18 protein-coding genes are annotated in these 21,580 nt (G+C 60.5%); 12 read left to right on the top strand and 6 right to left on the bottom strand.

Translation table 11 applies throughout. The annotated features are described in order from the left end of the window. Positions 1-55: 55 nt before the first annotated feature. Complete coding sequence (gene asd / locus ACFOFO_RS16550) at positions 56-1,183, top strand: aspartate-semialdehyde dehydrogenase (RefSeq protein ID WP_390332060.1); 1,128 nt, start codon at positions 56-58, stop codon at positions 1,181-1,183. Positions 1,184-1,299: 116 nt separating this feature from the next. On the opposite strand, the gene ACFOFO_RS16545 is transcribed toward asd, so the two are convergent. Continuing rightward, complete coding sequence (locus ACFOFO_RS16545; RefSeq protein ID WP_390325378.1) at positions 1,300-1,497, bottom strand: hypothetical protein; 198 nt, start codon at positions 1,495-1,497, stop codon at positions 1,300-1,302. Here ACFOFO_RS16545 and ACFOFO_RS16540 point away from each other — a divergent pair. From ACFOFO_RS16540 to ACFOFO_RS16490, 11 genes are all read left to right on the top strand, one after another. Then, positions 1,496-4,471 carry a motility hub landmark protein FimV gene (locus ACFOFO_RS16540; protein ID WP_390325375.1) on the top strand — a complete coding sequence of 992 codons (2,976 nt, stop codon included), beginning with the start codon at positions 1,496-1,498 and terminating at the stop codon, positions 4,469-4,471. The genes ACFOFO_RS16545 and ACFOFO_RS16540 overlap by 2 nt on opposite strands. Before the next feature lie 79 nt (positions 4,472-4,550). Continuing rightward, positions 4,551-5,378: a tRNA pseudouridine(38-40) synthase TruA gene (truA, locus tag ACFOFO_RS16535; protein WP_390325373.1), complete on the top strand. Its 828-nt coding sequence runs from the start codon at positions 4,551-4,553 to the stop codon at positions 5,376-5,378. 163 nt (positions 5,379-5,541) lie between these two features. Continuing rightward, on the top strand, positions 5,542-6,246 hold the full coding sequence (locus ACFOFO_RS16530) for a phosphoribosylanthranilate isomerase (RefSeq protein WP_390332058.1): 705 nt from the start codon (positions 5,542-5,544) through the stop codon (positions 6,244-6,246). Positions 6,247-6,430: 184 nt separating this feature from the next. Continuing rightward, positions 6,431-7,642, top strand: coding sequence for a tryptophan synthase subunit beta (trpB, locus tag ACFOFO_RS16525; RefSeq protein ID WP_390328143.1), 1,212 nt, complete (start codon positions 6,431-6,433; stop codon positions 7,640-7,642). Positions 7,643-7,846: 204 nt separating this feature from the next. Continuing rightward, complete coding sequence (trpA, locus tag ACFOFO_RS16520) at positions 7,847-8,644, top strand: tryptophan synthase subunit alpha (protein ID WP_390325371.1); 798 nt, start codon at positions 7,847-7,849, stop codon at positions 8,642-8,644. Between the two features lie 98 nt (positions 8,645-8,742). Further along, positions 8,743-9,615, top strand: coding sequence for an acetyl-CoA carboxylase, carboxyltransferase subunit beta (gene accD, locus ACFOFO_RS16515; protein WP_390325369.1), 873 nt, complete (start codon positions 8,743-8,745; stop codon positions 9,613-9,615). A gap of 366 nt (positions 9,616-9,981) precedes the next feature. Then, positions 9,982-11,301: a bifunctional tetrahydrofolate synthase/dihydrofolate synthase gene (gene folC / locus ACFOFO_RS16510; protein WP_390325367.1), complete on the top strand. Its 1,320-nt coding sequence runs from the start codon at positions 9,982-9,984 to the stop codon at positions 11,299-11,301. A 22-nt stretch (positions 11,302-11,323) separates the two neighbouring features. Continuing rightward, the gene (locus tag ACFOFO_RS16505) at positions 11,324-12,391 is read left to right on the top strand and encodes an SPOR domain-containing protein (protein ID WP_390325365.1); all 1,068 of its coding nucleotides are present in this window, start codon (positions 11,324-11,326) and stop codon (positions 12,389-12,391) included. 54 nt (positions 12,392-12,445) lie between these two features. After that, positions 12,446-12,934: a CvpA family protein gene (locus tag ACFOFO_RS16500; protein WP_390325362.1), complete on the top strand. Its 489-nt coding sequence runs from the start codon at positions 12,446-12,448 to the stop codon at positions 12,932-12,934. Positions 12,935-13,011: 77 nt separating this feature from the next. After that, on the top strand, positions 13,012-14,529 hold the full coding sequence (purF, locus tag ACFOFO_RS16495; RefSeq protein ID WP_390332055.1) for an amidophosphoribosyltransferase: 1,518 nt from the start codon (positions 13,012-13,014) through the stop codon (positions 14,527-14,529). 133 nt (positions 14,530-14,662) lie between these two features. Next, positions 14,663-15,904, top strand: a complete 1,242-nt coding sequence (locus ACFOFO_RS16490) for a cystathionine gamma-synthase family protein (protein ID WP_390325361.1) — start codon at positions 14,663-14,665, stop codon at positions 15,902-15,904. A 333-nt stretch (positions 15,905-16,237) separates the two neighbouring features. Here ACFOFO_RS16490 and ACFOFO_RS16485 read toward each other — a convergent pair whose 3' ends face one another. The 5 genes from ACFOFO_RS16485 to ACFOFO_RS16465 form a co-directional block, all read right to left on the bottom strand. Continuing rightward, entirely contained in the window at positions 16,238-16,840 is a 603-nt protein-coding gene (locus tag ACFOFO_RS16485; RefSeq protein WP_390325359.1) for an LOG family protein, read from the bottom strand. 58 nt (positions 16,841-16,898) lie between these two features. After that, positions 16,899-17,573 (bottom strand): TetR/AcrR family transcriptional regulator, encoded by a 675-nt coding sequence (locus tag ACFOFO_RS16480; protein ID WP_390325356.1) that lies wholly within the window; start codon positions 17,571-17,573, stop codon positions 16,899-16,901. A gap of 131 nt (positions 17,574-17,704) precedes the next feature. Continuing rightward, entirely contained in the window at positions 17,705-18,685 is a 981-nt protein-coding gene (locus ACFOFO_RS16475; RefSeq protein ID WP_390325355.1) for an esterase/lipase family protein, read from the bottom strand. 49 nt (positions 18,686-18,734) lie between these two features. After that, a complete protein-coding gene (locus tag ACFOFO_RS16470; protein WP_390332054.1) occupies positions 18,735-20,411 on the bottom strand; it encodes a GMC family oxidoreductase in 1,677 nt (558 codons plus the stop codon). Between the two features lie 35 nt (positions 20,412-20,446). Then, the gene (locus ACFOFO_RS16465; protein ID WP_390325352.1) at positions 20,447-20,965 is read right to left on the bottom strand and encodes a hypothetical protein; all 519 of its coding nucleotides are present in this window, start codon (positions 20,963-20,965) and stop codon (positions 20,447-20,449) included. Between the last annotated feature and the right edge of the window lie 615 nt (positions 20,966-21,580).

Here is a 21,580-nt window from a genome sequence, read left to right as displayed (position 1 = left end):
TTGAATCGGCAACAGATGGTTTTTTATAGTTATATATATTTACTCGGGTGATGAAATGAAATTGGTCGGCTTGGTCGGTTGGCGTGGCATGGTGGGTTCGGTCCTGATGCAGCGGATGCAGGAAGAGGGCGATTTCGCCCATATCGAACCGGTGTTTTTCTCGACTTCGAATGCCGGCGGCAAAGCGCCGGCGATGGCGAAGAACGAAACAACGCTGCAGGACGCCAATAATATTGACGCGCTGAAGCGTTGCGACATCATCATCACCTGCCAGGGCGGCGACTACACCAACGAGGTGTTCCCGAAACTGCGCGCGATCGGCTGGAATGGACACTGGATCGACGCCGCATCGAGCCTGCGCATGAGCGATGACGCCGTGATCGTGCTCGACCCGGTCAATCTGCCCGTCATCAAAAATGCGCTGAGCAAGGGCCAGAAGAACTGGATCGGCGGCAACTGCACCGTAAGCTGCATGTTGATGGGCGTAGGCGCGCTGTACAAAGCCGGTCTGGTCGAATGGATGAGCACGCAGACTTACCAGGCCGCATCGGGCGGCGGTGCGCAGCATATGCGCGAGCTGCTGACCCAGTTCGGCACCCTCAATGCGGAAGTCAAGGCGCTGCTGCACGATCCCAAGAGCGCCATCCTCGAGATCGACCGCAAGCTGATAGAGAAGCAGCGCGCGATGAGCGAGGCCGAGACCGCGAACTTTGGCGTGCCGCTGGCCGGCTCGCTGATCCCGTGGATCGACAGAGATCTGGGCAATGGCGTCTCCAAGGAAGAGTGGAAAGGGATGGCCGAGACCAACAAGATCCTTGGCTGGGGCGAGGGTTTCGGCACGCCGGCGGTGCCGGTCGATGGCTTCTGCGTGCGGGTCGGCGCGATGCGCTGCCACAGCCAGGCACTCACCTTCAAGCTCAAGAAGGACGTGCCGCTGGCCGACATCGAGGCGATGATCGCCGCCGACAACGAGTGGGTCAGGGTGGTGCCGAACACGCGTGAGGCCAGCATCCGCGATCTGACGCCAGTGGCCGCAACCGGCACCCTGACCATCCCGGTCGGCCGCCTGCGCAAGATGGCGATGGGGCCGGAATACCTCGGCGCCTTCACCATCGGTGACCAATTACTGTGGGGCGCTGCCGAACCGCTGCGCCGGATGCTGCGCATCATCCTGCAAGATTAAATGTTCGCTACGAGTCTTATTTTTTAGATAAAATAACGTTGCCATTGTGCAACATGAACCCGCCCGATGCTCATTCAATGAGTGTTTGGCGGGTTTTACTTATCTTGCGGCATGCCTTAAGCTTGCGTGCGTCTGGCCGTGATGATATGTTGAAACCAAAAAATAATGCTCGATGCGGATGGCACCGCAGTCCACGACCAAATATTTCCTAAGCGAATCCAATCCATGTCACTCAAAATGCGCACGAACACACGTCCGACGGTAATTACCCTTGGTTTAAAGACGCTCAGTGCGGCCGTTGCTTCGGCACTCATGTTGCTTTCCAGTGCACAGGCAGCAGGTTTGGGTAAGCTGACGGTATTGTCAGCACTGGGTCAGCCGTTGCGTGCTGAAATCGAGCTTAACTCGGTGTCGAAGGACGAAACCGGTGCCCTGGTGGCAAAACTGGCTTCGCAAGACGCCTTCCGCAAGGCCAATGTTGATTTCAATCCAGTCCTGATGTCGCTGCGCTTCGCGGTCGAGCAGCGCGGCAGTCGGCAATTCATTAAAGTCTCTTCGAGCCAGTCGATCAATGACCCGTTCGTCGACCTGCTGCTGGAACTGAGCGCAAACAATAATCGCATGGTGCGCGAATACACCTTCCTGCTCGACCCGGCGGAACTGCGTGCCGGCCAACCGGCTCAAGTTGCCGCGCCGGTCAATGTGACGCCGGCAGTTACCGCGCCGGCACCGCGTCCAGTGGTGTCGACCGCACCATCCGAAGCGCCGGTTGCGACGACGCCGGTACCGACCGGTAACACGCGGCAGGCTATGCGTGCAGCGGTCAAAGCAAGCGGCGAAACAAAAGCAGCGGCCAGCAGCGGGTCCGATTACCAGGTCAAACGAGGCGACACGCTGGCCGGGATTGCGAACCAGTTTAAACCGGAAGGCGTGTCGCTGGACCAGATGCTGGTCGGCCTGTATCGCGCCAATCCGAATGCCTTCGTCGGCAATAATATGAACCGCTTGCGCAGCGGCCAGATCCTGTCTGTGCCGGATGCCGAAACCAGTGCACGTGGCATAGGCGCAGCCGAAGCGAAGGGTGTCGTGGTCGCCCAAGCGGCCGACTTCAACGAATACCGCAACAAGCTGGCCGGTCAGGTTGCCGCCATGGCGCCGAATAAATCGGAAGAAGCCAAGCAAAGCGCCAGCGGCAAGATCGGCGCCACAGTCGAAGAGCGCGCGACCGCGGCCAACGAGGCGAAAGACAAGCTGAAGTTGTCGAAAGCCGGCGCCGCACCAGGCGCACCTGACAAGGCAACCGGTGCCGCCGCCAGCGCGGAAGACAAGATCGCCAAGGAGCGGGCGGTGGCAGATGCCAACACGCGCGTCAAGGAGCTTGAAAAAAATGTCAACGACTTGCAGAAACTGCTGGAAGTCAAAGACCAGAATTTGGCGACCCAGCAAAAGCAGGCCGCTGCTGCAACGACGCCCAGCGCGAAGTCTGCTCCTGAGGCCGCGGCCGTCGCGAGCGCGCAGGCCAACCCCGCTGCAGCTGCAGCCGCGGTTGCGACAACGGCCAGCGCCAACGCCCCGGTAGCGGCTGCACCGAGCGCCACATCGGCCTCGACACCCGCTGCCGCAGCACCAGTCGCCGCAGCAACGGCCCCGGTCGAGGTCGCCAAAGTGCCAGCCAAGCCGAAGCGTAGCCCGCCACCCCCACCGGAACCGAGCTTTATCGAAGAAAACGGCGGCCTGCTGGCCGGTGGCATCGCGTTGGTAGCGGCACTCGGCGGCTTCCTGTTCTACACCAAGCGCCGCAAGCAAAAGGACGAGAAGGCGTACGGCGGTACCAGCATGTTGGGCGATTCCAGCAGCCTGACGGCCAATTCGCTGTTCGGCTCGACCGGCGGTCAGAGCGTTGACACCAATAACAGCGTGTTCAATTCGAATTTCGCACCGTCGGCCAGTCAACTCGACGCCAACGAAGTCGATCCGGTGGCTGAAGCCGATGTGTATATCGCTTATGGTCGCGATGCACAGGCCGAAGAAATCCTGAAGGAAGCCCTGCGCACCCAGCCCGAGCGCCATGCGGTGCGCGTCAAATTGCTGGAAATCTACGCCAACCGCAAGGATGTCCGCGCGTTTGATCTGCAGGCCAGCGAGTTGTATGGCATCACCAAAGGTGAGGGCGACGATTGGCTCCGTGCCGCCGGCATGGGGATCGCGATTGATCCGAACAATCCGCTGTATGCCGGTGGCGAACTGCCGGAAGATGTGGCGCACAAGACCGCGACGCTTCATTCCGCCACCGAACCGCTGGAAGAGCTCGATCCGGAAGCCTTGCTGACCAATTCGCTGCATCCGGCTACCGCGGCCAATTTGCTCGATGGCGCTGACCTCGACTTTATGCCGACCAAGGCGCCCGCCGACACCAGTCCGACCGCGCACCAGGTATCGCATCCTGACCTGATGCTCGATATCGGCCAGGTCGCGCACGACAACACCGAGCGGCAAAAAAATGACAGCGACATGCGCTTTACTGCGGCCGAAGTGCCGAGCCTGCCGAGCATCGAACCGGTCAAAGCGCAACCGAACAGCCACGCGCCTGCTGCGGAAAGCATTGACTTCGGTGACCTCGATTTCGATCTGGGTGAACCGGCCGCGCACAAGGAGCCGGCACTCCCCGCCACTACCGCTATGGCACCGTCGCACTCAGCCGCGTTCGATGGCCTGAATTTCGATCTGGGCGAAGCTGAGCAGAAGTTACCTGAAATCGACTTTCCGGCGCCGGCTGCAGCGGCACCGTCATCGACGCCGGCCGTTGCCGCCGAAACCAAGCCTGCTGCCTCTATGGACTTTGACCCGATCCTGGCATTCCAGCCGGTGCATCAAAAATCTGCCGTGATTGCGGCGGCCACCGGAGCAGCCGCCGCCACATCGGCCGTGGCCTTTCAGACCAAGGATCAGGCGCCGGCCAAATCCGATGATGCTGCCGGCTTTGACAACACGGCAGCACCGATGGAATTCGATTTGTCGGACATCAATCTGGATCTCGATCCGGCACAAGCAAAGCACGGGCAAGCCGCCCATGCAAACGCCGCCAACGATGCCAACGATGCGGCCCATGCGGTTGATGATATCGTCGGGGCCGCCGGCGCCGAAATGGCGACCAAGCTCGATCTGGCGGTCGCGTACCAGGAGATTGGCGACAAGGAAGGTGCGCGCGAACTGCTGGACGAAGTGCTGCAGGGCGGAACGCCCCAGCAAGTCGAACAAGCTCGGGCGATGCGCGTCAAACTGGCGTAATCCACGCTGATCGGGGACGGGCGCGGCAATTGCCAGCGCCCGTTTCTATTTGTGAAAATGGTTTTTGGCGGCTGATTCGATGGACAAGCATTTGAAACGCATCGCGCTCGGCATACAGTACGATGGCGCGCCTTGGCATGGCTGGCAGACTCAGCCCGGCGGCCAGACCGTGCAAGATCGGCTGCAGACGGCGCTGCGGCAGTTCGCTTGCACCGATATTGCCACCACCTGCGCCGGCCGCACCGATACCGGGGTGCACGCGCTGGAGCAGGTGGTGCATTTCGATACCAAGCTGCAGCGCGATACTTTTTCCTGGGTGCGCGGCGTCAATGCCTTCCTGCCGCCATCGATCGCGGTGCGCTGGGCCTGCGACGTGCCACGCGATCCGCACGATCCCGAGAATCCTCTGACCCAGTTTCATGCACGTTTTAGTGCCACCGCGCGCACCTATCATTACCTGCTGTATAACCATCCGATCCGCTCGCCGCTATTGGCCGGCAAGGCTGGTTGGGCCTTTCGGCCGCTGCAACTGGAGCCGATGCGCGAAGCGGCCCGGCACTTGGTCGGCAACCATGATTTCACCGCTTTTCGCGCCGCCGAATGCCAGGCCAAATCGCCGGTCAAGACGATGCATGCGATCCGCATCGAGCAGCGCGGCGATCTGTTCGTGTTCACGCTGCATGCCAATGCCTTCCTGCACCACATGGTGCGCAATATCGTCGGTTCGCTGATCTATGTCGGCAACGGCAACCAGCCGCCCCAATGGCTGGCAGAGATTTTGCACAGCGGCAATCGCAAACTGGCCGCGCCGACTTTCATGCCCGACGGTTTGTATCTGGCGAATATCGACTACGATGCAAAGTGGGGCTTGCCGCAGCAGACGCCGAATTTGATGCCATGGCTGTAGTCTTTGGCATGCGTTGGCGGGAGTATCGGTAAAAAATAGCTGCCATCCGCCAGTAAAATGCGGACCTGAAAAATATACTGACGGCAGTATATTGAACGTGAGAATTCTCCAATACGATGGTCTTATCCTGTACCGGCTTAGATAAATACAACAGATGAGCGCGATGCACCGCACCAGAATCAAGATCTGCGGCCTGACCCGCATCGAGGACGTCCAAGCGGCGGTAGACGCCGGCGCCGATGCGCTCGGTTTCGTGTTCTATCCGGCCAGTCCACGCTACGTGACGCCCGCCGCCGCGGCAAAATTACTGGCCGTGGTGCCACCCTTCATCACGACGGTCGGCCTGTTCGTGAACGCGTCGGCGCCCGAAGTGGCGTCGGTGCTGGCCCAGGCGCCGGTGGCGCTGCTGCAATTTCATGGCGACGAGACGCCGCAGCAGTGCGTCGACGCGGCGCGCGGCGTCAATCGGCCATTCATCCGCGCCTTGCGCGTCAAGGCCGGGATGACTGGCGCCGATTTGTTAAAATACGCTTCTGAATACGCCATCGCTGCGGGCGCTGCGAATGCCGATGGCAACGCAGCCCCCGCATCCGGTCTGAATGCAGGTTTGTTGCTCGACACCTTTGTCGACGCATATGGCGGCAGTGGAAAGGTTTTCGATTGGTCTCTCATCCCAAAAGAGCTCGCGCCTCGGGTCGTTTTAAGTGGTGGCTTGAGCGTACACAACGCGACTGACGCGGTGCAGCGCGTGCGCCCTTACGCGGTCGACGTCAGCAGTGGCGTCGAACACGCGAAAGGCATCAAGGACGCCGACAAGATCCGCGCTTTTATCGCGGCGGTGCGACGCGCCGACGCCATCCGGCCGTAACAGCTTGCCGCTGTCCGGCAGCGGTTGGTGAGCCGGCCGTGCGCGGCGCCGTGGCCAGCGCGTCTCGTCAGACCCGTACCTCAACTGCTTGACACAGAGAACCATTATGAATTCAGCTCAATTGCCAGCGCATCCGCAAGCCGATCCGGGCCCGGATCAATCACAGCAGCACCCGTCCAACGCATTGTTCCATGCCGCCGAATACCAGCTGCCGGATGCCAACGGCCATTTCGGCAAATACGGCGGCAGCTTCGTGTCAGAGACGCTGACCCATGCCTTGACCGAACTGAAACAGGCGTATGCGCATTTCAGCCAGGACCAACAATTCCTGGATGAATTCCGTTATGAATTGAAGCATTTCGTCGGCCGTCCCTCGCCGATTTACCATGCCAAGCGCTGGTCGGAAATGATGGGCGGCGCGCAGATCTACTTCAAGCGCGAAGACCTGAATCACACCGGCGCGCACAAGATCAATAACGTGATCGGCCAGGCCCTGCTGGCCAAGCGGATGGGCAAGCCGCGCGTGATCGCCGAGACCGGCGCCGGCCAGCACGGCGTCGCGACCGCCACCATCTGCGCCCGTTTCGGGCTCGAGTGTGTGGTGTACATGGGCAGCGACGACGTCAAGCGCCAGGCTCAGAATGTGTATCGCATGAAGCTGCTGGGCGCGACCGTGGTGCCAGTCGAGTCGGGCTCCAGGACGCTGAAGGACGCGCTGAACGAGGCGATGCGCGACTGGGTCACCAATATCGAAAATACCTTCTACATCATCGGCACGGTCGCCGGCCCGCATCCGTACCCGATGATGGTGCGCGATTTCCAGTCGGTGATCGGCGAGGAATGCCTGCAGCAGATGCCCGAGATGACCGGTCGCCAGCCCGATGCGGTGGTCGCCTGTGTCGGTGGCGGCTCGAATGCGATGGGGATTTTCTATCCGTACATCGACCACCAGCAGGTGCAACTGATCGGCGTCGAGGCGGCGGGCGAGGGCCTAGAAAGCGGAAAACATTCGGCGTCGCTGACTGCCGGCTCGCCGGGAGTGCTGCACGGCAACCGTACCTACCTGTTACAGGACGACAACGGCCAGATCATCGAGACCCATTCGGTGTCGGCCGGCCTCGATTACCCCGGCGTCGGCCCGGAGCATGCCTGGTTGAAGGATTCGGGACGCGCCCAGTACGTGACCATCACCGATGACGAGGCGCTCAAGGCGTTCCATGACTGCTGCCGGATCGAAGGCATCATCCCCGCGCTGGAATCGAGCCACGCGCTGGCTTACGCCGCCAAGCTGGCGGCGACTTTGCCGTCAAGCAAGATCGTGCTGGCCAACCTGTCCGGCCGCGGCGACAAGGACATGCATACCGTCGCCGAGCGAATGGGGCTGCATTTCTCTTGAGTCTGCGTAGTCCAACGTCCGATTGTGTGGCTGGCCCAGTGGAGTATATGAATATTTTCAGCGATTTTATTGCGAAGTTGGCAATATCATGTTGGAGTATATATTTCCGTCGCAGAACTTTGTAGCTGCACCAGCGTCGCGATGGCCGCCGCACCGCACAATCGACACCGATAACATCTTGAAGCGTCTCGAACGCATGGAACCATGTCCAGAATCCAGTCAACATTTGCCGCGCTTGCGGCGCAACACAAAAAAGGCCTGATCCCCTTCATCACCGCCGGGGATCCGGCGCCGGCACTGACGGTGCCGCTGATGCACGCGCTGGTCGCCGGCGGTGCCGACGTGATCGAACTCGGCGTGCCATTCTCCGACCCGATGGCCGATGGCCCCGTGATCCAGCGCGCCTCCGAACGCGCGCTAAAACATGGCGTCAGCCTGCGCGATGTATTGCAATACGTGCGCCAGTTCCGCGCCACCGATCTGTCCACGCCGGTGGTGTTGATGGGTTATGCCAATCCGATCGAACGGATGGGTATTGAACCGTTCATTCAGGCCGCGCGTGAATCCGGGGTCGACGGCGTGCTGGTGGTCGATTATCCGCCCGAAGAATGCGAACAGTTCGCGCAGGCGATGCAGGCCAGCGGCATGGATACGATTTTTCTGCTGGCGCCGACCTCGACCGACGAGCGGATCGAAAAAGTCGGTAAAATTGCCAGCGGTTATGTCTATTACGTATCGCTGAAGGGCGTCACCGGTTCCGGGCAACTCGATCTGGATGCGGTAGCCGCCATGATTCCGCGCATCAAGCAGCATGTCAAAGTGCCGGTTGGCGTCGGTTTTGGCATCCGCGATGGCGCCACGGCCAAGGCGATCTCAACGGTATCGGATGCGGTCGTGATCGGCAGCCGCATCATCCAGGAGCTGGAGAATACGCCACCGGAACAGGCTGTTGCCGCGGTGCAAAACTTCATTTCCGGCATACGCAAGGCGTTAGACGAGTAAAATACGGGAAAAACCGGTTCAGGCACGGTGCCGCTGGCAGGAAAACGCTGGGTGCACACGATGGTAAGATGGCCCGAAGCGGGAACTAAGGAGATTTCATGAGCTGGTTAGAAAAATTACTGCCCCCGCGCATTCAGCGCTCCGATTCGGCGAGCCGCAAGTCGATTCCCGAAGGTCTGTGGGTCAAATGCGCGTCCTGCGAAGCGGTGCTGTATCGCTCCGATCTCGAGGCGAATCTGCATGTCTGCCCGAAATGCAGCCATCACATGCGCATCGGCGCACGCGAGCGGCTCGAGGCGTTGCTCGATGCCGGCGGCCGGTACGAAATCGGTCAGGAGACGCTGCCGGTGGACACGCTCAAGTTCAAGGACAGCAAGAAATACCCGGAGCGCCTGAAGGCCGCGATGGAAGCGACCGGCGAAACCGACGCGATGGTGGTGATGGGCGGCGCCATCATGACTGTGCCGGTGGTGGTCGCCTGCTTTGAATTCGAATTTATGGGCGGCTCGATGGGTTCGGTAGTCGGCGAACGATTCACCCGCGGCGCGCAAAACGCGCTGGAACAAAAAGTGCCGTTCATCTGCGTCACCGCGACCGGCGGTGCCCGCATGCAGGAAGGCCTGCTGTCGCTGATGCAGATGGCAAAAACGACCGCGATGCTGACCAAACTGTCGGAAAAAAAGCTGCCGTTCATCTCGGTGCTGACCGATCCGACCATGGGGGGCGTGTCCGCATCGTTCGCCTTCATGGGCGACGTCGTCATCGCCGAACCTAAGGCCTTGATCGGATTTGCCGGCCCGCGCGTGATTGAAAACACCGTGCGCGAGAAACTGCCCGAAGGGTTCCAGCGCGCCGAGTTCCTGGTGAAAAAAGGCGCGGTAGACATGATCGTCGATCGGCGCAAGATGCGTGAAGAGATCGCGCGTTTGCTGGCGTTGTTGCAAAATCAGGCCGCGGAGGCCGTTGCTTAATTGCGTGCCAATCGCGCGCTGCTCGCATGACAAAAGCCTGGATGCGGACGTATCCGGGCTTTTTTTGAGTGGGCAACCAGCGCGCACGCCGCCGCCGCAGGAATGGTCGGTTGCGGTCGCGGTTCAATCGAAGCGCGTGGCGCGCTCATGGAAGCCCGGCCGCATCGCATTGCAAAAATATACTCGGTTCAATGCTTGCTATTACCGCAATTAATTAAAGGGCATTTGGGCAATACTCCCAAGAAATGCCCAGTGCCTGGCTGGTATTGAAGATGCGCGGTCAACAACCGGCCACCGGTCTCCGCCTATCGGTTCGGGCGCTTGGCCAAATATCAATCCTGTACAGATCAACCCAAAGATCAACCCATGTCACCGACCACCTCAGAAACATTAACCGACTGGCTAAGCTATATCGAGCGCCTGCACCCGCACACCATCGAGATGGGACTGGCGCGGGTGCGCGAAGTCTATCAACGGCTGGCGATCGAATTTGCGATGCCGGTCATCACCGTCGGTGGCACCAATGGCAAGGGATCGACCTGCGCGATGCTGGAGTCGATCCTGATGCGCGCCGGCTACCGGGTCGGCTTGTACACGTCACCGCACCTGATCCGGTTCAACGAGAGAGCCCGCCTGTGTGGCGAAATCGTGGCTGACGACGCACTGACCGACAGTTTTGCGCTGGTCGAGGCGGCGCGCGGCGACATCCAGCTGACGTATTTTGAATTCACCACGCTCGCGGTCCTGAAGCTGTTCGCCGATGCCGGGCTGGACGCGGTGATTCTCGAAGTCGGCCTCGGCGGACGGCTCGATGCGGTCAATCTGGTCGATGCTGACGTCGCGATCGTCACCAGCATCGATATCGATCACACCGATTACCTGGGCGATACGCGCGAGCAAATCGGCTTCGAGAAGGCCGGCATCTTTCGCACCGGCCGCACCGCGATCTGCGGCGACCCGCGCCCACCGCAATCATTGATCGATCACGCGATGGAGATCGGCACCGATCTGTGGCTGTTCGGCCGCGACTTCAATTACTCCGGCGACAAGCAGCAGTGGAATTTCGCCGGGCGCGGCCAGCGCCGCAGCTCGCTCGGCTATCCGAGCCTGCGCGGCGCCAACCAGCTGTTGAACGCGTCGGCCGCGTTGGCGGCACTGGAAGCGCTGCGCAATCGGCTGCCGGTCGGGGCGCAGGAAGTGCGCACCGGACTGGTGATGGTCGAGTTGCCGGGCCGGTTCCAGGTATTGCCGGGACGTCCGAGCGTGATCCTGGACGTGGCGCATAACCCGCACGCCGCCGCGACACTGGCGCAAAATCTCGACAACATGGGCTTTCACGCCTACACCTATGCGGTCTTTGGCGCCCTGCACGACAAGGATATCGACGGCGTGATCGCGCAGCTGCGCGACCGCATCGATCACTGGTGCGTCACCGACCTGCCGTTGCCGCGCGCCGCGACCGCGCTGCAACTGAAAGAAAAGCTGCTGGCTGCCGGTCTGGGACCGCAAAGTGTTGCAGATAAGGATAAAAGCATTGAAATCTTTGCCACACCGGCCGACGCCTACGCGAATGCGCTGAGTCGGGCCGGCGAGAATGATAGAATTGCGGTTTTCGGATCCTTCCTGACCGTTGCCGGCGTCATCGCAGCGCGCGAGGCCGGCAAATCCCGAAAATCTTCAGATTAATGACGACTTCATCATCTATCGCATGAGCTTGTTCTCGTTCCTTCGCAAAAACAAGCAAGGGCCTGTCGCCGCCGAGGGTGAATTTCATTCCCGCGCCGAACAAGGTTCCAGCATTCCGCGTGGCCGTGCCAAGCGTAACAGCCGCGCCGGTGGCGCCGACACCGACAACGATCCGCTCGATCCCGTACTACCCGAGAAAAAGCGGGCGCGCCGCCGCCTGGTCGGCGCGGTGGCACTGGTGCTGGCGGTCGTGATCGGTCTGCCGATGATTCTCGATTCCGAGCCGAAACCGCTGGCCGACGATATCGCGATTGAAATTCCTTCCAAAGACAAACCGGCGGTGCCAGCGGTGCGGCGTCCGTCCGCGGCGTCGTCAGCGGGACTCGATCGAAACGAAGAGTTGTTGCCTTCCGCCGCCCCATCACCATCACCATCGGCATCGGCCAGCACAAAGCCGATCGTACCGAGTACCGCGCTGGTCACCGGTGCGGCTGCCGTAGGCGCGGGTGCACTGGCGCTCACTGGCAAGAAGCCGCAGGACGAGATCAAGGCGACGGAATCCCGCAGTTCTCGCGATGCAGCGAACGATACGCACGCCGCCACGAAAACAGAGAGCAAAACCAGCCCTAGACCGGATGCAAAGCCGGAATCGAAGCTGGTATCGCAGCCCGTTTCGAAGGCGGATTCGCAGCCGGAGCGCAAGCAGGCGCCGACACCCAAGACGGAAGCCGATATTGCGAGCAAATCGGACAAGCCAGTCAAGCCGCAGCCTGACAGCAGCGAGGCGGCGCGCGCCAACGCGATTCTGGAAGGCAAGGCGGATGGCAATGCACATGATGCCAAGCCGGCCGACAAATCCTCCGGCAAATTCGTGGTGCAGGTCGCGGCGCTAGCGTCGGCGGAAAAAGTCAGTGAGCTGCAAGGCAAGCTGCGCGATCTGGGCCTGAAATCGCATACGCAAAAAGTGGCGACCCAGTCCGGCGAACGCATCCGCGTCCGGCTCGGTCCGTTCGCCAGCAAGGAAGAAGCCGACAAGGTACGCGCAAGACTGAGCAAGGCCGGACTGAACGGCAGCTTGGTGCCGTCTTGATGGCGATCGCAGCAGTGTTGCGGCGCGCTTTTGAAACACGGCCGGGTGTCTGACGTGACCAGTTTTGATTACTTGGTGCTGTTCGTATTGGTTTGTTCAATTCTGATCGGTACCATGCGCGGCCTGGTCCAGGAAGTCTTGTCCTTGCTCGGATGGATCGTAGCCCTGGTCGTCGCCAATGCCTATGGTGAGGCATTGGCCGCGCTGTTGCCGGATGCCATACCCGGTTATGTGACACGACTGATCGTTGCCTTTATCGCACTATTCATCGGTGTCAGGATATTGATGATGCTGTTGACCAAGGCAGTTGACGCATTGGTGCGGGCCGGCGGCCTGACGGTGGCGGACCGCGGTCTGGGCGGTTTGTTTGGAATGGCGCGCGGAATGGTGATTGTGCTGGCGGCGGTACTGGTGTGTGGCATGACCGCCATTCCGAAGCAGCCGTTCTGGAAGGGGGCCCTGTTGAGTCCGCTGGCCGAGACCGCCGCGATGACGGTCAAACCCTTTGTTCCCGGCAATTGGGCCCAACATATTCAGTTCTAGAGGCTCGCCATCGATTGCGCGGCTTCAATTGTTTCAGATTTTCAATTGTTTTAAATTGTTTCATTTAGGAGCACAGCATGTGTGGCATTGTTGGCGTCGTCTCTCACAGTCCCGTTAATCAGCTGATCTATGATGCGCTGCTGCTGTTGCAGCATCGCGGTCAGGACGCCGCAGGGATCGCAACCAATCTCGGCAACACGTTTTCGATGCACAAGGCCAACGGCCTGGTGCGTGACGTGTTCCGCACGCGCAATATGCGTTCGCTGCAAGGCAATTCGGGCATCGGCCATGTGCGCTACCCGACCGCCGGTTCGTCCAGCGAGGAGGAAGCGCAGCCGTTCTACGTCAATGCGCCGTTCGGCATCACTCTGGCGCACAACGGCAACCTGACCAACTGGGAGCAGCTCAAAGACGATATGTTCAAGATCGACCGCCGGCACATCAATACCGATTCCGATTCGGAAGTGCTGCTGAACGTGCTGGCCCACGAGATTCAGGAAGCCACCAGCGGCTATTCGCTCGATCCGGCAGCGATGTTCAAGGCGGTATCGGTGCTGCACAAGCGGGTACGCGGCGCCTACGCGGCGGTGGCGCAGATCGCCGGTCTCGGTCTGCTGGCGTTCCGCGATCCGTTCGGCATCCGTCCGCTGTGCCTCGGTTTTGCCGAAAGCGACAAGGGGCCGGAATACATGGTGGCCAGCGAGTCGGTGGCGCTTGAAGGGCTGGGCTTCCGTTTCCTGCGCGATGTGATGCCGGGTGAGGCGATTTTTGTCGATCTCGACGGCAGACTGTACAACCAGCAATGCGCCGAAAATCCTTCGCTGAACCCATGCGCGTTCGAATTCGTCTATCTGGCTCGTCCCGACTCGGTCATCGACGGCGCCTCGGTGTATGCGTCGCGGCTGAAGATGGGCGAGTACCTCGCACAAAAAATCCGCACGCAAATTCCCTTGGGCGACATCGACGTGGTGATGCCGATCCCGGATTCGTCGCGCCCGGCGGCGATGGAACTGGCGATGAATCTGAATCTCGATTACCGCGAAGGTTTCATCAAGAACCGCTATATCGGCCGCACCTTCATGATGCCGGGCCAGGCGATCCGACGCAAATCGGTACGCCAGAAACTGAATGCGATGCCATCCGAATTCAAGGGCAAGTCGGTGCTGCTGGTGGACGACTCGATCGTGCGCGGCACCACCAGCCGTGAGATTGTGCAAATGGCACGCGATGCTGGCGCCAAGCGCGTGATCTTTGCATCGGCTGCGCCGCCGGTGAAATTCCCGAACGTGTATGGTATCGACATGCCGACCCGCGACGAACTGATCGCCTACGGTCGCAGCGACGAAGAAGTGTGCCGCGAGATCACCGCCGATGCACTGGTGTATCAGGATATCGATGCGTTGAAGCGCGCGATTTCAGATACCAATCCGGCGCTGAAAAACTTCGAGGCATCCTGCTTCGATGGGCTCTACGTCACCGGCGATGTGTCGCGCGACTATCTGGACCGGATCGAATTCGCTCGCAACAATCCAAAATTGGTAGCCGAAGATGCGGTCCGCTCGCAGTTGAACCTGAATCTGGTCAGCGCGGATTAAGAATCGCAGCAACCAGCAGCATCAAGCAGCATCAAGCAGTCGCAAGTTGTAGCATAAGCGCAATCAAGCTCTGTCCGGCGCCATGCCGGACAGACTCCTAGTGCCCGGTATCACCATCAGACCATCGCCTGACATGAACGAAACTCATCCCTACGGTTTTACCACCACCATCCTGCACGGCGACCGGCAAAAGCCGATCGAGCATGGCGCCTTGCACAAGCCGATTCATACCTCGGTCGCCTACGGCTATCAGGATGCGCGCCAACTGGCATCGGTATTCCAAGGCAAGGAGCCAGGTTATCGTTACGGCCGGCAAGGCAATCCGACCGTGGCCGCGCTGGAGGATAAGATCACCAGGATGGAAGACGGCCATGCCAGCATCTGCTTTGCCACCGGCATGGCGGCAATCGGCGCATTGTTCCAGTCGCTGCTGCGCGCCGGGGATCAGGTAGTGTCGTCGTCATTCTTGTTCGGCAATACCAACAGCCTGTGGCAGACCGTCAGCGGGCAGGGCGTCGATGTGGCCTTTGTCGACGCCACCGATGTCGCCAACGTGGAAGCGGCGCTGACGCCGGCGACGCGCATCGTGTTCGTCGAGACCATCGCCAATCCGCGTACCCAGATCGCCGACCTGCAGCGCATCGGCCAATTATGCCGCGCGCGCGGCATCCTGTTCGTGGTCGACAATACGATGACTTCGCCGTATCTGTTCCGACCCAAGACGGTCGGTGCCGGCCTGGTGGTCAATGCGCTGACCAAGTCGATCGCTGGCCACGGCAATGTGCTGGGCGGCTGCCTGACCGACACCGGCGTGTTTGACTGGAGCGTGTTTCCCAACATTCTGGATAATTACAAACGCAATCCGCCGCTGCAATGGGGTATCGTGCAAATCCGCGCCAAGGCCTTGCGGGATTTCGGTGCTTCGCTGGGACCGGAGGCGGCACACCATATCGCGGTCGGGTCGGAAACCCTCGCACTCAGGATGGAGCGATCCTGCACCAATGCGATGGCGGTGACCCAAATGCTGGCGGCCGACCCGCGTGTTGCGGCGGTGCATTATCCCGGCTTGCCTTCGCATCCGCAGCACGCGCTGGCGACCGAGTTATTCCGCAGTTACGGCGCACTGTTCAGCTTTGAATTGCAGGACGACATCGATTGTTTCGATTACCTGAACCGGCTGAAGCTGGGCGTGTCGGCCAGTAATCTGGGCGACACCCGGACCCTGGTGATTCCGGTCGCGCATACGATCTTTTTTGAGATGGGTGCGCAGCGTCGGGCCAGCATGGGCATTGCGGAGTCGTTGATTCGGGTCGCGGTGGGGATCGAGGATACGGCCGATCTGGTCGAGGATTTCCGGCAGGCGCTGGATATGTGAGATATCTGAGCTGAGGCGCTGGCGCTCGGGTGATCCGGGGGCTGGTTCCAGCGAACGATGGACCCGGTGCCAACTGGATCGTTGCCCGATACCTCGGCAATTACGACGCCAAAGACATCGTCCAATTTACGGTGAACTTCGTCGTCGATGTCAAATGCAACCATGCGACCGACCGGAGCTGAGCGCTTGGTTTGAGCCGTTCCATGCCAATTCGCGCCTTGGATTGCGGTTCCGATGTCGCCCGGTGGATAATGGATACTGGTGGAAGTATTTGTTGGCGCCCATGTAATTCAAGCGGATGTTGCTATGTTCTGGTGCATACTCCCTATCAATTCATTCCAGTGTGTCCAAATCGCCCATCGCTAGGCGGCTGATCCACCGAGCAACATGGGTCGGCACGAATGCCTCGCAGCGCCGCAGCAGCAGGGCGGGATCCGATTCCACGATCAGCAGCGCCGCATGCTCCGGTCGCAGGAAGTTTTCGCTCACCTGATGGGCCATGAAGCCGAGCAGGCCGTCGTAAAAACCGCCGATATTCAGCAAACCGACCGGTTTGTCATGCAGCTTGAGCTGCGACCAAGTCAGCATCTCGAACAATTCTTCCAGCGTACCGAGCCCGCCCGGCAGCGCAATGAAACCGTCCGATAATTGCGCCATCATGGCCTTGCGTTCGTGCATGTCCTTGACGATGTGCAGCCGGCTCAGTCCATGATGGCCGACTTCCTGGTCCAGTAGCGCGCGCGGGATAACGCCGGTGACGTCGCCGCCGCGACGCATCACTTCGTCGGCGATGATGCCCATCAGGCCCACATTGCCGCCGCCATAGACCAGCGCGATGTTGTCGTCGACCAGTACTTTTGCCAACGCGCGGGCCGCATCAGCATAGGCGGGCGACGCCCCGGTGGCCGCGCCGCAATAGACGCAGATCGATTTCATCGGCTGCCTTGATGGATGGAGCGCAGATCACGGCGGCGCGCGGTGGCGAGGATCAGGATCATGCTTCTTCTTTCAGCGTCTTCAGGTAATCGTCGGCCAGCTTCGTGAATAGCTGCTTCGACTCGCCGCGCAGATACGGCCCGATCGACGACACCACCTGATAGCAACCGCGGGCCAGCGCATCCGACATCGCTTGCTGCTCGGTGTATTTGCGCGGATTGCGCACATATTCATACGACAGCCAGTAGGTCGCAACCACCACCATATTGGTCGACAATGCGCAAATCTCGAGGTCAGTCGCTTCCATCGCCCCTTGCGCGCGCAGCCCTTCGCATAATTGCTTGGCAACCTTGATCTTGTGCGCCAGGATCTGCTTGAAATGCAATTCCAGCTTGCGATTGCGCGACAGCAAATCGCTCAGGTCACGATACAGGAAGCGGTAGCGCCAGATCAGGTCGAAGGTATAGTGCAGATACAGCCACACGTCCTCGATATTCGGGGTGCGCCCATTCGGTAGCGCCAGCATGCGGTCGACCTCGGCCTGGAACTGGATGAAGATCGAATTGACGATGTCATCCTTGTTGCGGAAGTGGTAGTACAGGTTGCCGGGCGAGATATCCAACTCTTCGGCAATCACGGTGGTAGTGATATTCGGTTCGCCGAACTCGTTGAAGAGCCGCAGTGACAGTTCCAGGATACGTTCGCGGGTACGGCGTGGTGCTTTCGGTTGCATGGCAGGGCGGTCCTTGTTTATGCTGCTTTTCAGCAAGGATAACACTGATAAATCAATCCACAAAAGTCGCCCAAGCCGCGTGGTTGCATCCGGTTGTACGGCGGCCCGACGTGGCTGTCGGAGGTTGCCGGTCACGCCATTTTCCGGGCGCTGTCAGGTATCGCCTTGGATGCGAGCCGGATTTCTTCGATCACGCATGCCTGCACCGCCGGATGCAGTGCAAACGCGACGTGACCGATGCGCGGCAGCACGATGTTGCGGGCGCCCGGCAAATGGCAGGAGCTGTGCGGCGACACGATATTGTCGTGCGGCGTATAGATGGAGCTGATCATGGCACGCGTCGCGCTGCTTTCATCCCGTTCGAGCTGCCTCAGCCAGGCGTTGGCGCCGCCGACCCCGTCATCGTTGGTCCACCGCATCTGTGCGCTGTTGATACCGATGCCATAGTTCGCCACTGCGGTGCCGTAGTGCGGTGTCGCCAGCGTAATCACCCGCGCCACGCGCGCGTCGCCGCGGGCGCGCAGATAGGCGCGCGCCGCCAGACCGCCCATGCTGTGTCCAACCAGCACGACCCGGTCGCTGCCGCAGGATAGGCAGAGCGCGTCTATGGCCTGCTGCAACTGCGACGCATATGCGTCGATGCTGCCCAACACCGGCTCCAGATCGACCGCTCCATGGCTGATGCCGGCCTGCTGCAGCGCCTTGCTCATCGAGTGCCAGTAGCCGCTGTTGCAGCCGTAGCCGTGGATCAGCAGCACCGGCAAGACGGTGGACGCGGTAGAGGTGGAGCCGGGACAAAGGCGTTGGGTGAATGATTGGAATGGCAGGCTCCAGCTGGTGCTGTATATCGTCGCGTAAAACTCCTTGATGAACAGCAGACTGTATTGGAACCAGCCCAGCGGCGGGACTGGCTCGGTGTGATCGCGATAGCGCCGCGCGATCAAGAAGTTATTCGCCGTGATCGCAGCGCGGAACATCAAAACGATCCCGAGGCCCAGCAACCACGCCAGCCAGATCTGCTCGACATGCCATAGCTTGATGGCAGCAATGGCCAGCACACCGGTCATGACCAGCTGGGCGAGAAGCAGGATACGGGTGAGGCGAACGATCATGTGAATGATTATGCGACTTTTTTTGCGCTTATTTATGCCGGTGATCGTGTCACAGCGGCGCCGCCAGCGTCGGTGCCGGCCGGTTTGTCATGGCTTGCGCCAGCCCGCTCGCCAACCGCGCGGTCATGCCGTAAATCGACAATTGCGGATTGGCACCAATCGAGGTCGGAAATAGCGAGCCGTCGTGCACCGACAGGTTCGTGACACCATGGTAACGGCCATTGGCGGCGACCACGCCGAGCCGGGTATCGTCCGACATGGTGCAACCACCCATCACATGGGCCGAGACCACGCGTGTCAGCAGCGGTTTATAGGGCAGTGCCGCGATTGCCTTCTTCGCGGCAGCCCAACTGGTATAACCCTCAGCCATTTCGTGCACCGGGTACACGGTGCCGGCGCCAGCGGCAAACTGGATTTCCGCCATCGATAATAGCGCTCGTCGGACGCCATCCCAGACATAGTCGGTCAGCGGATAATCCAGCACCGGGGAGCCGTCGTCACGCAGCAGTACGCTGCCGCCCGGCGCGTCGGCATGGAAGCCGTCGCGCAGCAAGGCCAGCAACGCATGGGTATGCGGAAACTGCCGCATCAACGCCGCGTGCTGCGCACCGAAGCCGGACATGGTGGTGGAAAATAGCAGCGGATGCAGCGGCGGCGCCTCCAGCTTGTACCCGATCGCGCCATCGATCGCTTGTGTCTGCAGGAAATGATCGGAATAGATGCTTTGGGGCGCGCCGGCATAGGCCTCGACCCGCTGCGGAAACGTCCCGGCGGAAATCACGGTCGGATGCAAGAAAGTGCGCTTGCCAAGCAAGCCGTGCGGATCCGGCGCCTTCGAGCGTATCAGCAGTGCCGGTGAATTGATCGCGCCGCCGGCGACCACATAATGTCTGGCGCGCACCGTCACCCGCCTGCCGGTTAGCTGCAATCCGCCGGCATCGAGCGCGACGCAAGCCAAGGCATCGACTGTATCTCCTTTGAACATCAGGCGTTCGGCGCGGCACCGCGTCAACAAGGTCGCGCCTTGGGCCAGCGCCGACGGAATGGTCGTGATCAGCATCGATTGCTTGGCATTGGTCGGGCAGCCCATGCCGCAGTAACCAAGGTTCCAGCAACCGTTGACGTTGCGTGCAATGGCGGCGGTCGGGATGCCAAGTTTGCTGGCGCCGCGCCTCAGCAAGTCGTTGTTTTCATTGGGCGGCACGTCCCATGGGCGAATATGCAGCCGCTGTTCCATCATCGCAAACCATGGTGCCAGCGCCTGCGGCGTGCAGTCGCTCAGGCCGAACTGATGCTGCCAATAATCGAGCGTACTGTCCGGGGTGCGGAAGCTGGTGGTCCAGTTGACCGTGGTCGAGCCGCCGACCGTGCGGCCTTGCAGGATATTGATCGACTTGTCGCGGGTTTTGCGCGCAGCTGATTCCTGATATAGCGTCGGATACGCATCCGCCTCGCGCATCTTGAAATGTTTCGATGATTTCAGCGCGCCTTCTTCGATCAGCACGACTTTCAGCCCTGCCAGCGCCAGGATTTCCGCCGTCACACCGCCGCCGGCGCCGGTGCCGATGATCGCGACGTCGGCCTCGATGGTCCGGTCATGCGTCAGCGCGGCGCCATCGATCACCTGCCAGCCCGATGCCAGGCCGGCCTCGATCGGGTCCGGGATCGGGCTACTCGACGAATTGATCGTCACCGGACCAACCGGCCGGGTTGCGGTATTCATCATAGTCATTGTTTCAGCCGGTGCTTTGATCGGCGCGGTTAGCTTAATTCCTTGAGCGGCCCGGGATAACCGATCGCTTCCCAGGTTGATGGATCGGCGTACCACGGGCCGAGAATCAGATCGTGCAACGCGAAATACGCGCTTTGCAGCATGCCGATCCGGTGCGTCCGCCAGCTGTGGAGAAACGCGGCCACGTCGTCCGGCTTGGCATGCTGCCAGGTGTCCGGCACCCCGGCCAGCAAGCGTCGCGCAGGGCCGAAGGCGAGCAAGGCGAACAGATCCTGAATTTCTTTCTGGGTAAGCAGCGGCAGTCCGGCGATGGCGCCCTGCACGCGCGTGATCGCGGCCTCGCTCTGCTGTGGCGTGTTTGCCATCGCGCCGTTCAACATCGCGGGGACGATTGCGGACAGCGCGGATCTGGCTTCACCGTCCAGCGCGTAGGGATGCAATGCAGTTGCTTGGCGGGTAGCGCGATACAAGGCGCCCGCAGTCGCCAGAGCGAGCGCTCCGGCGATCCCAACTGTTAAAAATGCGCGACGCGATACAGTCGTCCCCATACCCTTTATCCCATTCCGATTTTTGTGCAGTGTAACCCACAGTTATCGGAATTCTTCCGAGCCACGGCTCAGTTCAGGATGGGCGCAAAGGCGCCATGCAAACCGCTGATGGCGTCAATCGCAGCCTCGCCCTAGGTGCTTCTCATTCAAATTTCGGTTCTCAGGCCAGATCGCCGGCCTTAGAGTAATTCCACTAAAGCAAGATAATCGAATCCCTGGTTGCCAGCCGTGCTGCTGTCCGATTCGAGCAAAAAGGCGATTTACCTACGCCCATCTCAGCGGCCGTCACCGCCAGTATCGCCATTGCGATATCCGCGGCGGACGACACTGGCGCACCGGACCAGTTTATGCGGCGCGTTGACGGTGCAATCGTTGACGGTGCAATATATGCCGCCAAAATAGATGGGAAAAATCGCAGCGTGATGATGTGAAATGCGGACCATGCAAGCATCGGCCGCACCCGTTGTGGCGCGCAGACCGAGTGGCCGGCCAGCGCTGTCATCAAGGCGTTTCGATGGGAGTATCGGGAAAATTCGCTATCTTTGGAATGCAAACAAAGCGGGCGGTTTCAATGTCCAAGTGCAACAAGACCAAGCTTATCTGCCCAGTATGCGT

Origin of the sequence: Pseudundibacterium arcticum (assembly GCF_042646465.1) — a bacterium.
Taxonomy (GTDB): domain Bacteria; phylum Pseudomonadota; class Gammaproteobacteria; order Burkholderiales; family Burkholderiaceae_D; genus Undibacterium_A; species Undibacterium_A arcticum.
This window is presented reverse-complemented; position numbering and strand designations above follow the sequence as displayed.